A 14,485-nucleotide genomic window follows, 5' to 3' on the forward strand; every position below is an offset into this window, starting at 1 on the left:
CGTCAGGGCACTTTATCGAAGGGAGATAGAGAAGGGGCGCTCGCTATCGAGAGCCGACACATCGTGGCCTGTGATGGAGAAGGCCGGAACGAATGGATATTCGCGACCGGCGCGGTCGTAGAGGATGTATTCGGGATGGTGGCCAGGCTGGAGCATCTGGCCGAAACGAAACACGGTGCTGGCCGAGCTGATGGCGATCAGATGAACTTTGCGGGCCCGCATCACGTCTTGCACGTGGTTGATCGTCCTTCGGGCGACCTGCATGAACTGGTCCAGGTCGTCCGGGTGTGCAATGCAGTCGGAATCAGGATCCGGCGTCGTGATACGAAGCCACGGCAGGCGTCCGACGGCCAAATCCGGTTGCAGCGCCGGCGGTATGGCGTCCTCGTCGATCGCAGCGCTGAGTTCGATGGTGATGAGGACCTCGGAAGCACGCGCCTGGGGCATAGTGCTTACGCTGAAAGTGCCGACGGGCTTGGGGGCGACGTTGGGATTCCACGCCCACGTGCGACGGCTCCTGCTGTACTGGAAGACTTGGATGGCCTGGGCTTCGCCCATGATGCGGCCGGCCAGAACCATCGTCGGGATATGGTGGAGTGGGAAAACGGCGAGATTCTCCGTAAGTGCGCCACTTGCGGCACTGAACCCGGCGACCAGTTGGCGGATATCTCCTTCGTGGTCCCGGAGGTACTGGGACCAGAACCCCGGCGTGTTGCGATCATCGCGTGGAGCCTTACGGCGCACATAGTGGATAACCCCTGGCAGCATGGCGCAACCGGTTGCCAGAATGGCGTCGATCAGCTCGGAATCATGAAAGTAGGTCGGGACGTGGGCCAGATTGGCATGCAGCGTTGCCGCGCGGGTGCGCGGGAATGCCAGAGAGTCCAGGTAGTCCCGCACCATGTCGCGGTGGGTCCGGCGCATCTCGTACAGGATGTGGGGTTTGTAGTCGTCCGGGGCAAAGGAGTCGATCAAGCGGTGATGCGCATCGCACATCAGCATGATGTTCTCCGGGTTGTTTGCGAGCCGGTGGGAGTCCTGCTGGTTGCCGCGCGGTCCCTGAGGATCGGACGCGATGATGTGAGCCAGATATCCAATCCTGGCGGTCCGGGTCCAGAGGGGGATCTCGGTCAGGTCTTCCCCGCATCCCGCGAACATGCATCGACCACCAGCATCAGCCCAGACCTTCTGCGCTGTCTTGTCGGTGATCTCCGGCCCTCGACCGGCGGTCCTGCCAAGCAGCCCATCGCGCGTAGCAATGAGGGTATCCACGGCTGGTTTCGACGACACCTGGGAATACGTCCAGCCCGGATCGGCTACGTGAGCATCCTGTAGGGTCTGAAGCGGTAGTTCCAGGCATTGGAGCAGGCCTCGGGTGGCCAGTTTCTTCAAGCACTTCTTCGCCTCGCCTTCGGGATCTGCCGGATGCAGGGAGTGGTCTGGCCCATCGAGATCCATAACCTTGCACAGGAAGCCGCTGTGGATATACGCGACGTGGTGTCGAGAGGCGAGGCGAGCTTCCAGCCAAGCCACCAAGTCCTGATCGTCGAGATAGTCGGTGGACGGGGTAACACCGGGTGCGGACGCATGGGGGCTGGTAGCCATAGTGTTCGGCGTTCTTCTTCGTTGGCAGCAGCCTACGTGGGGGCGAGAAATCCCATTTCAACCCTGTGGAATTGCGATGCTCATGACGAACTGCTTCTGACTTGGTGGAGAGAAGTGACTTCGAGCATCGCGCATCGCAGCGCGGTGAGGGCCTGATGCCGGACGATCAGTTCTTGATTTGAGCGGCAACTCTACAAAGGATCGTTGCCGAGACCACGGAGCAGTCATTCACCCTCTGGCGATGAAACGCCCCCGGAGCGGGGGCTGGGAATATGGGACGGTCAGTCGCCGTTCGGCGTTGGGCCCACGGCTTGCAACGACAGGTGTGTCGCGGTGGCGGACACTTCGAGGTCGTTCGCGCTGTGCAGGATGAGCGCAAAGACACCGTCGCGCGGATTGAAGAACTCGCCGAAGTCGTCGCCACCGAGCTCCGCGCGCGCCAGCTCCCACCAATCATCGAACACATCGACATCCGGGTTGCAGCCCACGGCGTAGGCGATGAGCTTCTGGCGCCCGTCGGGCCTGCGCTCACCACGCTCGGCCAGGAAATACACGCCCTGATCCTTGACCAAGACGACGCGACATTGGTTGACCACCGCTTCGAGGAGCACGGGCCGCAGCTCGGTACCCTTGAATCGAACAGACATGGATGTGATCTCCAGGGAAAGGAATGAAGGGCCTTCCGTCGAAAGGACGGAAGGCCGCGTGGCAGTCAGTGCTGGGCAGACTTACGGCCGGGCAGGCATTGCACGCGGATGCGCCGCCAGTTCCCGTCGTCGATCAGCCGTTCCAGCGTCTCGCCGAGCGCATCGAAGAACACCTCGCCGACCCGCTCGACGAGTTCGCCGTCGCGGTGCAGTTCCACCGCGTACAGGTCGAGCCCGCGTTCGTACAGGACAGTGACGCGCCCCTGAAACTTCGCCGTGGCCACCGTGAAGCCAATGGCCGGCGGCGTCGCGATGATGTCCTCGGGCAACGGATCGACCCAGGTGAAATCCCGCGCGCCCGCATCCACCAGCATGTGGGTGATGCGCCGGAAGCCGTCGGGCGCGGGCAACTGCTCCATCTGCTGGATCAGCTGCTGCAGCTCGGGGCAGCGGGGCTCGGGGATAGGCAGCTTCGCCGGCGCGGAGCCGAGCACGAACCGCTGCACCGTGTAGGGCTGGCCGTCGGCGGTGAATGCGGTCTCTTCCTCGGGCGTGTCGGCGCGCAGGCCGTCGAAGCGGTGTCGGGCATAGGGTTCGACCTGCACCTTGGCGCCTTCGTCGGGCACCTCGGTCACGAGCGCCCGGTCGAGCACTGCGAACTCGGCCCGCCCCGTCTTGACGACGATGGCCTCGTCGGTCCTGGCAATGACCTTGCCCTCGAAGGGCTTAGGATCGATGTGGAAGCCCAGCGTCGATACCTTGGGCTGGCCGTCGAAGATGTTGAACTTGAAGGTACGGAGTTTGGAAGGCACATGGCCGCGAACGAGCGTCGGCATCTGTGCGCGAATGACTTGGGTATCCATGGGAGGCTCCTTGTGGCAACCAAGGGACTCCAGCCCGCAAGGGAGGCATGTCCCTTGCGGGTGAGGTGGATGGACGCGAGAAGCGTCCGACGAAAGAAACGAGCGGCGTGGTGAACCGGCTCACCACCCGCTGTAGTTCAGCACCAAATCGGCGATGACCTTGCGACGCTCCAGATCAAGACCTCCCAGATCGGAAAGCCCCTCGAATCCGCAACGCTTGAGCATCGCGCCGCCTTCGCGGGCGTTGTAGAAGCTCACCATGGCGGAAAGGAACATGCGCTGGCCGCCGCTCAGGACATCCAGGGCGTCGTTGAGCAGCAGGACCTTGGGGCGCAGATCCCACTTGCTGGTCGCACGCTGCAGGCCTTCGGGCGTGCCGTCGCCGAACCATTCGGCTCCGGCGATTTCCGCTCCGCGTTTCCACGCTTCGAAGAAAGCCCGCGGTGCATCAGCGAAATGCCGCTCTTCCGCCGCGATCTGATCAAGTACGTCCTGAGGCAAAGAGTGGTTCATGAAATTCTCCTGGTGAGTGGAAGTCAGGGATGAATGCGTTGCTGCCAGCGGTCTATTGCCAGGGCGCGGTCGGCGGTGGGGTGGGAGCGGATACCCGAAGGGCTGAACACGAACAGCACCGGCGTCGTGAAGACGCTCGTCCGCGGCGGGCGATGCGAAGCGGACTGGTTCGATCCACGCGGCGAACCGCGTTGCAGCCTTGAAGACCGGAGCTGCCAGGGCATGGTGCTGACGGCTGTCAGCAGCGCATGGCAGCAGCATGGACGCGACGCATCACGGGCGTCTTCGAGCAATGCGCATTGCACGCGGGCCGCTTTGAGGCTGGGCGACACCGATCACGATCAAACAAAGACCAACAGGCCGAAGGCCCTTGAGCCTTCAGCCGGAGAAGAGAGAAACCACCTGTGGGCTGTGGCAGTCCCGGCCGTCGCCAAAGCCGCTCGCTGCGTCAGCAATCGCACCCGACCCGTGTCGTGGCTGGGGTCGATATCCTTCGGCACACATCCGCGCACAAAGGGAGCCCGTTGTTCCGCCGGCGGGCACCGGCACCGAATACCGTCGACCCGAGGGGTCTCCTGACGGCTCGCCAGCGTAGCCAGGCGTCAGGAGACCTCTCGTCATCGGCGGAAGCATCTCGATCAATGGCGTCGCGGCAACCGCGACTTGCGGAGGAACGGCCTTCTCGTCCCGCGAACCCGTTGCGGGGCAGCGAGACGCGCACACCGTTGCAGAAGGAGACGTGTGCTGGGGAGTCCCGCGGGGTGCGGGACGTTGGCACCGCCGTCGGAAACGGCCGGCGTGGCGAAGGGATTCGTCGGCGTCAGGACGCCTTGGGGGAAGCGCGCTGCTTGCGCGATGCACTGCGCTTGCCTGTCGAGGTGTCGACCGGCAGCGTGCCCTTGCAGTCCGGGTAGCGGCTGCATGACCAGAAAGCGCCGCTCTTGCCCGTGCGCTGACGCATCGGCGCGCCGCACTGCGGGCAGGATGGCGATGGCGATGGCGGCAGCTTGATGGCGAGCGTTGTGCCGCGGTACTGCTGCACGAGTTGGGTCACCCAGGCGGATTGCTTGGCGATGAAGGCGTCCAGTGTCATCTGGCCTGCCTCGATCATGTCCAGCGCCTGCTCCCAGACCGCCGTCGTGCCCGGATCGGCGATGGCCGCCGGCACGGTGTCGATCAGTGTGAAAGCTGCATCCGACGCGCGGACGGCGCGGCCCTTCGTCAGCAGATAACCGCGGCCGAGCAGGCCGCTGATGATGTTGGCGCGCGTGGCCTCGGTGCCGATGCCCGTCGTGTCCTTGAGCTTCTGCTTCAAGCGCGGGTCGGTAACGAGCCTGGCGACGCCCTTCATGGCCTTGACCAGTTCGCCCTGGGTGTAGGGCTTGGGCGGCAGGGTCTTCAGCGCCTTCAGGTCTACGTGACCGACCTGGCAGGACAAGCCGGCTCGCAACGCCGGCAGAACCTGACTGCGCTGCGCGTCATCGCTATCCGCCCCGCCTTCCTCCGATGACGCCAGCACCTGACGCCAGCCGGCCACGGCGATCTGCTTGCCGACGGCCAGCAGCGACTGCCCGCCGCAAGCGAGCTCCGCCACCGTCCGGTCGAACTCGTGATGTGGCAGGAACTGCGCCAGGTAATGCGCGCGGATCAGTTTGTAGACGGCCAGCTCCTTGTCGTTCATCGCGGAGAGATTGGCGGGCTCCAACGTCGGGATGATGCCGTGGTGGGCCGTGACCTTGGCGTCGCTCCAGGCGCGCGAGCGCTGATTGCGGTCCAGGCGATCGATCAACGGGCGCAGGCTGGGATCGGTCTTGACCAGGCTGTCGAGAACGGTCGGCACCTCCGCGAGCATGCTCTCGGGCAGGTAGCCCGAGTCGGAGCGCGGGTAGGTCGTCGCCTTGTGCGTCTCGTACAGCGCCTGGGCGATGTCCAGCGTCTCCTGCACGTCCAGGCCCAACTGCTGGGAACACAACTCCTGCAGCGTGCCCAGGTCGAATGGCAGCGGCGGACCTTCGCGCACGCGCTCCGTCTCGACCGACGCCACCTGGGCGCTGCCAGTAGCACGCATGCGCTCGGCAGCCTGCTGGGCCACCGGCTGTTGCAGGCAGCGGCCGGCCTCGTCGGTACAGCCTTCCGGCGGCGTCCAGCTCGCCGTGAAGGGCTGCCCCGCATGGGACAGCGCCACCTCGACGGCCCAGAACGGCGCCGAGACAAATCGCGCGATTTCGCGGTCGCGATCCACCACCAGTTTCAGCGTCGGCGTCTGCACCCGGCCCACCGACAGCACGCCGGTGTAGCCGGCCTGTCGCCCGAGCAGCGTGAACAGCCGACTCAGGTTCATGCCGATCAGCCAGTCGGCGCGCGAGCGGGCCAGGGCCGAGTAGTACAGCGGCAGCGTTTCGGCGGAGGACTTCAGCGCGCCCAGTGCCTTGCGGATCGACGCATCGTTGAGCGCCGACAGCCACAGGCGCTGAATTGCCCCGCGGTAGCCGCACAGCTCGATGATCTCGCGGGCGATCATCTCGCCCTCGCGATCAGCATCGGTGGCGATCACCAACTCGGTGGCCTGACCGACGAGTTGCTTGACGATCTTGAATTGCGCGGCGGTCGCAGCCTTGGGCTCGACGCGCCAGCGCTCGGGAATGATGGGCAGCTGCTCGATGACCCAACGCTTATCGCGCTCGTCATAACCCTCGGGCGGAACCGCTTCCACCAGATGACCGATGCACCAGGTCACGACGATGCCGGCGCCGCTGTAGCAGCCATTACGACGCTGGCCCGCGCCCAGCACGCGGGCGATGTCCTTGCCTTGCGAAGGCTTCTCGCACAGGAACACGCGCATGAAGTCTCCTCGGGATGTGCTGTTCATCGGATGAACAGCAGCATGTCCTGATCAAGCGCGGCGGTCCGCAGGGAAGCGGAACCGTCCTGGCACCGATTTGTTGGCTGGCGCTATCCCCTGGGGATAGCTCGTTTGGCGCATGGAGGGCGTCTGATGGCTGCTACAGCCGCCCTTGAGCGCCGGCTACTGGCCCCCGGTTGGTTTGGCGCCGAGCGTCACGGTCTCGATGCGGTACGGCAGGATGCCGACGCGCCGGGCCTCGATCTTGAAGGTCACACGCTCGTTTTCGTCGGCGTCCTCCCATTCGTCGCGCACGGTCCGGCCGTCGACCAGTACGCGCATGCCCTTCCGGTACAGCGACTGCCAGTGCTCGGCATCGCGATGCCACAGCTCCACCGGTGCCCAGAAGCCGCCACGGTCCTCATACTCGCCGTCCTTCTTCGGCACCGGGTTGTCGAAATAGACATTCAGGCGCAGCAGCCGACGCGGCTCGTCGTTGCCGTTGGGGAATTCGCGATACTCCGGCGCAGATCCGATGTTGCCCTCGCCGACGAAGTGCGTGCTCATGGTGACTCCTTGGGGGTGGTGGGAATGGATGCGTCATGCCCGTGGGCACGCCGCAGATAAGTCGCCTCAGCCCGCTCCATCCTGCTGGCGCATTCCAGGGCGTGGCGGGCGATGCTGTGGGTCAGGCTGATCTGCATGTTCAGCGCGATGCGCTGCAGTTCGATCGCGTACAGGTCGTCGATCAGCGAAACCGGTGTCGCGGGGCGAGCGAGCAGCACCTCCCACAAGGCCACGCCCATGGCAGAGCGGTCGAGGTTGCGCCAGCGCAGAAAGGTCGTCCCTGCGCCAGTCGTCTGCTGGGCCAGTTGCACGTCAAGCAGGTTGAAGGGGTAGGCCCGTGCCTGGGGCAACATCTGCCGCCGTGCCAGGGTGATCAACCCGTCGCGCAGCGCAATGCACTGGCTGGCCCAGATTTCCAGACTCCCCTTACCTTTAAAAGGCTGTAAAAGGCCTTTTAGGTAGCCTGCGTGTTCCAGCCGCTGGAAGTCCGCCTGTGCCAGCGGAATGAAGCGCGCCGGACGGCCGGAAGAGAACACGGCTGTCATGCCTTGGCGTCCTCGTCTTGCGCCGTGGTGTCGACTGCGCCATCGGCGAGGCTTGGCTCCGGGGCATCGGCGGCTGGAGCCTCGGGCCGGTTTCCCCGTCGCGCGACAGGTGGCGCAAAGCGCGAACGGCGCGTGCCTTCCAGCACATCCTGCGGCAGCTCGCCGAATTTCTCCTGTGCCGCCCGCGCCGCGGCGTTCTTCGCCGCGAAGTCGTCGCGCGTCGTGCCGGAGAAGCGGTACTGCTGGGCCAGCGAGAATAGGCTGCGCAGTGCATGCGCACCGTCGTTGAGCCAGCGTTCCAGCGTGCTGCGGTCGATCAGCGCCGTGTGGTGCGCCAGGATCAGCTTGCGCGCCAGATCGTCATAGTCGGCCAGGAGGTACACGGCCATAAAACCGAGCTGCGCGTTCACGAACAGTGGTAGCTTGACCGGCTGCACGTTCATGTTTTCGCCGAGAGATAGCGCCGGTGGCACGTCGGACAGGGCCTGGTCCACCTGTTCGCGCAAGGTCTGCAGGCGGCCCTTGGTGTCGGCCAGCTTCTCCTCGATGCGCAGCATCCACCAGTCCGAGTAGGGGTCGTCCTGCTCGGCGCCGCGCTTCATCTTGTTCATCGCGCTGATGTACCCGTTGAGGCCGATGATGCCGGGGCGCCCCTCGGCCGGCGCGCGGCCGTGCCAGATGCGCGAGGCGTGGTGGGTGTGCAGCGTCAGCGACATCGCGCTGCGCAGCGATCCGAGGTTGAGCTGCAGGGGTTCGTTGGCCATGGAAGCGACTCGCGGTGAAGGAACGAGTCGCCAGCATCGGGATGGGCCGGAAGGCCGTCAGTCAACAAACCGCAGCCAGTGTTGGCCCGGTTTGCCTGATGCGGAAAGCCGCCTGTTCCGGCTATCCCCTGGGGATAGCGCTGCGGAAAGCAAAGCAAGGCATGAGTGCTGGCACAGCATCATGCAATGCCGAGCAAGGCTACATCTCTCGTGCCCTGAACCAAGCTGCACGCCGACCATCTACGTCGCGGTAGCGAAGCTCGAAGAACCGGCACTCATGCACCACCTGGCGCCAACTGCTGCATCCGTACTTGGCGGGCAGTTGCTCGGGATGCCGTTCGGAGATCCACCGTCCGGCCGCGGCGACGGGCGTCCATCCCTCCACGGCCAGTTCCCCGGCCGCCTCGCGCAATGCGCGAACGATGCCAACCGCCGGCCAATCCACCGTGCCGTCCGGTGCAATGCCGTTGACCACCAGGTCGTGAAACACATCCGACTGGACGAACTCCGCCGCCAGGCGGCGCGCCTGATCCATGTGCTCGGCCCAACCACGCAGTTGCTCGAAATGCTGGTCGATGCGGGTGTAGGCGGTGGTCAGCGCATCGTGCGCGGTATGACACCCCTCGATTGTCCAGAGGTCGTGCTGGTCGATGAAGTGGTGTACCAAGGCATTGCGCAGCGACACCAGATCCTTGAGGTCGGCCTGCGTCCTGACGTAATCCTCCGCAGAGAGGCTCAGTTGCACCCGCGTGCGAAATGAAATCATGTCGGCGGGCAGGTCCGGTTCATTCTCGCTGACGTCGCCGCCCTCCGTGACGACATACGATCCGAACAATTGGCCCACCAGCGTACCCAGAGTCTTGGTCGCCGTGTCCTCGATGCGCGCCGCACGAACAGCCTCCAGTGAATGCGCGGGCCCCGAAATGTCGTGATGGGCCACGATGGCCTTCATCAGGCGTTCGTATTGCTGTAGGCGCAACAGGCAGCGGCCCAGCAAGCGCTGAACTTCTCGCTGCTGTGCCTGAGGTTCGTCATCGCTCACAGAGTGGTGGAATCCGGGGTGCAGCAATCCTGAGCCCGGACCATGCGGGTCGGAAGCCATCGAAGGTACTGCTTCAGAGATCAGGCTCATTTGTGCCATCAAGCGGCAGTTTCGCTCATGGGACGACAGGGAGCAATCAAGAACTGAAGGAAGCCTGTCTGTGCCGGCTATCCCCTAGGGATAGCCCAGTCGATCAGGGATCGCGCATCATCGACCGCAACTGCGCCAGGTAAGCGCGCGCCATTTCGCGGTCGGGTCCATTGGACGCAGGAGGTGGCGACGGCGCAGGTGCCGCGCCTCGAGGCGGTGGCGGCACTGACCCGCCTTCGCCAGCCCAGGCCTTGAACTCCCCGCGGATCGCCTTCTGGATGATGCCGAACAGGTAGCCGGCCGGGTTGCGCACCGTGCTGCTACGGCAGCGCGCCGCCCACTCGTCGAGCACCGCCTGCCGCTGGGCATCGTCCACCTGTTGCAGAGCGATCATCGCTCCGGCCTGTTGTTCCTCCTGCAGACGCAGGAAGCGCTCGGGCAGGCGCAGGTTCTGCAAGGCCTTCGTGCGCGGTACTGTACGTACTTCATTTATACGATCCTTACGTACCGTACGGTCTTCCTTCGGATTCCGAAGAGAGCAGTCCGGCGCGGGTTTTGGTCCTGCTACGGATTCCGAAGACGGGTGTTCTGCATTCCGAAGCAAGCCCTCCCTGCCTCCTTCGGAATCGTGATCGGCACCATCCTGTGGATAACTCTCTGGCATCCAGCCGTGCGGGACCATGCGCTGCGCGAGCACCTGCAGGCGTGTCGGCAGCATGCGGCCGCTGAGCAGCGGGTCTTCGGCGATCTCCTTGAGCGAATGTATGCCGACGATCTGTACCGCCTTGGCGGCATGGGTGAGGGCCTGGCTCACCAGGCCCAGGTAGTCGGGGTCGAGTTGCATCGCCTCGAAGGGCGTCAGCGGTTCGTCGTGCAGCACATAGAGGTTGCCCAGAATGCGGCCGGTCTTCGGATCGCGCCGTCGGCGCACCAGGCTCAACCAGCGCGTCAGCCGCAGCAGCGTCAGGGCACGCGCGACGGTCTCGTGGGAGGCCTGCGCCGAACACGGCATCGACGCCAGGTAGGGCCGAAGCTGGTCGTAGGTCGGGAAGGCGGTCACACCGTCGTCGTTGAGCAGCAGGCGGAACACTTGCCAGGCGTTGCGCTCCAGCGGCGTCAGGCGCCGGTCGAGGAACAGCGCCCGCGGCACGCTCTCGTGGCGGTTGCCGCTGTAGAGGAATCCATCGGCGGCGGGTGCCGTGGCGTGGCTTGATCGTGGGGACGGCGCCAGCTCGCGCAGCGCATCGTCGAACAACGCCGACAGCGCCATGGGACCATCGCACCGTGGCGCGCCGCCCGTGGCCATAATCTACACGGCCCCCTGATCGATCCAGTTCCGTATCGCCGCCCAGATCACCGACATCGGCAGCGTCAGGGTCTCGGCGAGGTCCATGGTCAGCGCCAGCATCGCGATGTCGTCGTCCAGCGCGATGTGACGCTCGGTGAAACCGGCCTTCCAGCGCTCCCACAAGGCAGCGTCCTGCGCCTCGTCCAGCACCGGATGCCGCCCCTTGCGCTTGGGTAAGCCGAGGATGTCGCGCCGTAGGGCGACCTCCTGATGCGTGAGACCGTAGAAGCGGCTCACCATCTCCGTGCTCGCACCCAAGCGCAGCATGCGATCCACCGTGGCGATTTCCTGCTCCACGTCATGCACCTGGCTCAGGAGCCGTTTCAGCACCTCGCGGTTGACGGAGACCGAACACCACGACACCGTGGCGTTGACCAGCACGCTGACCAGCGCCGGATGCTTGAGCGCATCCAGCTCCTCCTCGCCAAAGCCCATCGCCTTGCAGCGACGTAGTTGGCCGTTGCGCAGATCGTGCAGCGCCTGGGCGATGACGGCTTGGTTGAGCGGATGGGGTGACGACATGGTGGTCTCCCGAGCTCAGGGTTCGTGGCCCGGGGCAACGGATGTCACACCGGTCTCCAGGTCCAGCAGGCGGCGCGCCAGGCGCAGCAGCCGGAACAGCTTCACCAGGCCGGCGTCGCTCAGCCGCATGGACGTTCCGCCGCCGCGCAGCAGCGGCGCCAGGTCGTTGGCCAGTCGCTCACGATCCAGCCCCGGCGCCGGTACCCGCGCCGCGCTCAGCGCATGTAGCAGCGTCAGCACGGCACAAGCGAAGGCCGGAAAGTCCTTCGTCTGGCCCACGGCCGTAGTCACACAGATAAACCCGATGCCGCTCTCACTGGACTCGACGTGCTCGGCGACCGCCGCCTCCTCGGCGATCTCGCGAGCGAACTGTGCGATATGCACCCGGAGCCGGTCCGGACCGTCCAGTCCGGGTTCGATGTACCAGACATCCGAGATGGGGTAGAGCCCGCCGACCTGCACCGGAATCGCGCGCAAGGCATCGGTCTCGAAGTCGGGCAGCTTGTCGCCCATCTGATCGGCCACCAGGCGCTGAATGGATTGCAGGCGTTCGGTGGTCAGCGCCGGAGACACGATATGTCCCTGCAGGCGCTCCGCATCGCGGTCGGCCGGTACTGGCGCGGCGCCTTCGCCCTCACTTTGCTCATTGCCAAGCGCGAGCGCCGTAGCAGTCGGTGTCGCGGGAAGCTCGGCAACGGGTCCAGCCGGTGCGCCAGCCTGCTGTGCAGGTGTCGCCGCCGGAGGTGGCGACGCAGGCCTCGGCGTCGCGGGCACGATGGGTGCCGCCGGGCTCGCCGACGCCGGCTCGCGGGTCAACGCCCGCTGCCGGTTTTCGCTGTCGTCGATTTCCAGGCTCAGCGCGTCATAGTCCGCGTCCAACTGTTCGGCCATCTGGCCCACCAGTTCGTCCTGCACTCGCTGGAACGAAAAGTCATCCGGCTGCGTGTCGAACTGCGACAGCACATCCTGAAACAGCGCGGCGAAATCCACGGCGAGGTGACGGCCCAGTGCTCTCCGGTCCCAAGTGCGCTCGCACGCCTTGCGCAGCACCGCGAGCCGTTCCACCTGATGGCGGCCGAGCCCGCCGTACAGCACGGTCGGAATCGCCGGCAGCAGGTAGTGCACCGCGTCCTGCATGCGGCTGATGTGCGACTGCTGCACCGGGTAGCCGTCGGCCGTCAGGCGCCGCGCCAGCTCGGACTGGGTCAGCGTGCTGCCGATCTCCTGCTCGTAGAACTCGCGCGCCTTCTCCACCCCCAGTGCGCGCTCGATGAAGGTCAGGCCACCGCGCAGCTCGTTTTCGGCCAGGTGGCCCGTCAAGGCGACGATCTCGCCCCGTTCCGGCCAAGGGCGAAACAGGCAGGAGATACGGAAGAAGCGCTCCTGCCTGGTCTCGGCCCACAGCTCGCGAAGGATTGCCAATCGCGTGTTGCCGCCGTTGCGAATGATGAAGTGTTCTTCGCCCGGGCGCCGCGTGATCGCCGGTGGGGCATCCAAACCGCGCTCTCGGATGGACGCCTTGATTTCCTCGTAAGCCGGATTGCGCTTGACGCGAGGGTCGTGGTCATACGGGCGCAACTCGTCCAGCGTCACGATCATTGGGGTGTCGGCGATCGGATCGCTCAAAACCGTCGCGGCGGGACCGGTGCGCTGAAACCCGGCGGCGAGCAACTTGTCAGCCATGTCCCGAGGGGTTATCTCAGCCATGCCCACCGCCGTTCACGGCAGCATCGAGGGCGCAACGAGCTTCGCGATCGGCGCGCCGGATCTGAGCCCGGGCATTGAGGCTCGCCCGATGGTCGCTGGCCGTCGAACTGGTGTAGATCGGCGCGCAGCCGTGCTTGATGAACTTGAGATGCCCTCCCGGCGTGCGCTTGACGTGCCAGCCCTCGGCGAGGGCGAATTCGATCAGGGCGCGCAATCGCTTGTGGCCACGCGCCAGTTCATGCGCGTTCGCCATGGCGGGCTCCCCTGGGCTCATTGTGTTTGCCTGTCACCAACGCGAAGCGTTCGCGCCACGCCGGAAACAACTCCCCTGCCAGGGCACGCATGGTCTCCAGTGCCGCCGGCGCGACCCGCCCCAGGGGTTGTCGGTACTCGACGCGGTGCACAGGCAGGCCGCTCGTTGAGGCACGCGGGTAGGCCTCGATGGCGGGCACGTCAGTGTCGAGGACATGCACCCCGACGTGGCTGGCGAATACGTCGCGCAACGCCTGGCGGATCAGCTTTGCATTCGACGAAACAGGATGCACACGGTTGATCAGCAGAGTCAGCGGCGGGGGCTCTATGCCCAGACGCCGGTACGGGGAGATGTCCTCGATCAACTGCAGGGTGCCGCGGCGCAGTTCGCGCGCAGCCAGGATTTCCGGGGTGACGGGCGAAAGCGCCAGGTCGGAGGCGAGTACCGCCATTTCCAGCAGCACGCTGCGTGCGCCCTGGGTGTCGATGAGTACCAGGTCGTACAGCGGTGCCAGGATTGGCAACTGATGGCGCAGACGCAGCCGCCCGTCCGGGGCGTGCAGGAGCAGCGTGTTCAGTTCGCCCCGGTCGTCATTGGACAGAACCAGGTCCAAGCCGGTGATGGCAGTCCGCGATACCAGTTGCTCCAGGCGCCGCTCATTGAATGCCAGCAACTCGTAGATGCCGCCAGGGGCTCGGTGCGCCAACTGATAGTAGGACGACAGCGTAGGCTGCACGTCGAGATCGATCAGCAGCACGCGCAAGCCCGCGTCGGCCACCAAGCCGCCCAGGTTCGCGGCAGTGGTCGTCTTGCCGACACCGCCCTTCGTGGAAATGATGGATACGACCCGCATCAGGCTCTCCTCATGGGTATTCAAGGAATCCGTGGGAGACTCGGTCACACCCGGTTCTTGAGGCGTTCGCTGATCCAGAGGTCCACCTCGGTCGAATCCCAACCGACCGCGCGCACTCCAAGGCGCAGGGCCTGGGGGAATTCGCCCTTCTTCATCAGGCTGTAGATGTGGGCGCGCTTGAAACCAGACTTGGCTTCGACTTCGTCGAGCCGCAGGATGCGGCGCTCGCCCGGCGGCAATGCAGGCGTTTGCGACATGAGGGTCACTCCTTAACGCTCGGTGGCGTTCGTTGGCGTGACGCTCATTAAATAGACCTGATTGACG

15 protein-coding genes are annotated in these 14,485 nt (G+C 65.2%); all 15 read right to left on the minus strand.

Annotated features, from left to right (window positions below; genetic code table 11):
- Nucleotides 1–12: 12 nt before the first annotated feature.
- Nucleotides 13–1,605, minus strand: coding sequence for an SAVED domain-containing protein (locus tag EBN1_RS06940; RefSeq protein WP_068881126.1), 1,593 nt, complete (start codon nt 1,603–1,605; stop codon nt 13–15).
- 281 nt (nt 1,606–1,886) lie between these two features.
- Nucleotides 1,887–2,252: a DUF3085 domain-containing protein gene (locus EBN1_RS06945; RefSeq protein WP_011237223.1), complete on the minus strand. Its 366-nt coding sequence runs from the start codon at nt 2,250–2,252 to the stop codon at nt 1,887–1,889.
- Between the two features lie 65 nt (nt 2,253–2,317).
- Nucleotides 2,318–3,115: a hypothetical protein gene (locus EBN1_RS06950; protein ID WP_011237224.1), complete on the minus strand. Its 798-nt coding sequence runs from the start codon at nt 3,113–3,115 to the stop codon at nt 2,318–2,320.
- Nucleotides 3,116–3,235: 120 nt separating this feature from the next.
- On the minus strand, nt 3,236–3,889 hold the full coding sequence (locus EBN1_RS23040; protein WP_479682065.1) for a hypothetical protein: 654 nt from the start codon (nt 3,887–3,889) through the stop codon (nt 3,236–3,238).
- A 559-nt stretch (nt 3,890–4,448) separates the two neighbouring features.
- Nucleotides 4,449–6,470, minus strand: coding sequence for a DNA topoisomerase III (locus EBN1_RS06960; RefSeq protein ID WP_011237227.1), 2,022 nt, complete (start codon nt 6,468–6,470; stop codon nt 4,449–4,451).
- Between the two features lie 183 nt (nt 6,471–6,653).
- A complete protein-coding gene (locus EBN1_RS06965) occupies nt 6,654–7,037 on the minus strand; it encodes a single-stranded DNA-binding protein (RefSeq protein WP_011237228.1) in 384 nt (127 codons plus the stop codon).
- Nucleotides 7,034–7,582 carry a DUF3158 family protein gene (locus tag EBN1_RS06970; protein ID WP_011237229.1) on the minus strand — a complete coding sequence of 183 codons (549 nt, stop codon included), beginning with the start codon at nt 7,580–7,582 and terminating at the stop codon, nt 7,034–7,036. The genes EBN1_RS06965 and EBN1_RS06970 overlap by 4 nt, the downstream gene beginning before the upstream one ends.
- Nucleotides 7,579–8,346 (minus strand): PFL_4669 family integrating conjugative element protein, encoded by a 768-nt coding sequence (locus EBN1_RS06975; RefSeq protein ID WP_011237230.1) that lies wholly within the window; start codon nt 8,344–8,346, stop codon nt 7,579–7,581. The genes EBN1_RS06970 and EBN1_RS06975 overlap by 4 nt, the downstream gene beginning before the upstream one ends.
- 199 nt (nt 8,347–8,545) lie before the next feature.
- On the minus strand, nt 8,546–9,298 hold the full coding sequence (locus tag EBN1_RS06980; protein WP_041647018.1) for an OST-HTH/LOTUS domain-containing protein: 753 nt from the start codon (nt 9,296–9,298) through the stop codon (nt 8,546–8,548).
- A gap of 283 nt (nt 9,299–9,581) precedes the next feature.
- Nucleotides 9,582–10,784 carry an STY4528 family pathogenicity island replication protein gene (locus EBN1_RS06985; RefSeq protein WP_011237232.1) on the minus strand — a complete coding sequence of 401 codons (1,203 nt, stop codon included), beginning with the start codon at nt 10,782–10,784 and terminating at the stop codon, nt 9,582–9,584.
- A gap of 3 nt (nt 10,785–10,787) precedes the next feature.
- The gene (locus EBN1_RS06990) at nt 10,788–11,348 is read right to left on the minus strand and encodes a DUF2857 domain-containing protein (RefSeq protein WP_011237233.1); all 561 of its coding nucleotides are present in this window, start codon (nt 11,346–11,348) and stop codon (nt 10,788–10,790) included.
- 15 nt (nt 11,349–11,363) lie between these two features.
- On the minus strand, nt 11,364–13,055 hold the full coding sequence (locus tag EBN1_RS06995) for a ParB family protein (protein WP_011237234.1): 1,692 nt from the start codon (nt 13,053–13,055) through the stop codon (nt 11,364–11,366).
- The gene (locus EBN1_RS07000) at nt 13,048–13,308 is read right to left on the minus strand and encodes a hypothetical protein (RefSeq protein WP_011237235.1); all 261 of its coding nucleotides are present in this window, start codon (nt 13,306–13,308) and stop codon (nt 13,048–13,050) included. The genes EBN1_RS06995 and EBN1_RS07000 overlap by 8 nt, the downstream gene beginning before the upstream one ends.
- Complete coding sequence (locus tag EBN1_RS07005) at nt 13,292–14,161, minus strand: ParA family protein (protein WP_011237236.1); 870 nt, start codon at nt 14,159–14,161, stop codon at nt 13,292–13,294. Before EBN1_RS07005 ends, EBN1_RS07000 begins: the two co-directional genes overlap by 17 nt.
- Nucleotides 14,162–14,205: 44 nt before the next feature.
- A complete protein-coding gene (locus EBN1_RS07010) occupies nt 14,206–14,418 on the minus strand; it encodes an AlpA family transcriptional regulator (protein ID WP_011237237.1) in 213 nt (70 codons plus the stop codon).
- Between the last annotated feature and the right edge of the window lie 67 nt (nt 14,419–14,485).

The organism is Aromatoleum aromaticum EbN1, from assembly GCF_000025965.1.
Taxonomy (GTDB): Bacteria; Pseudomonadota; Gammaproteobacteria; order Burkholderiales; family Rhodocyclaceae; genus Aromatoleum; species Aromatoleum aromaticum.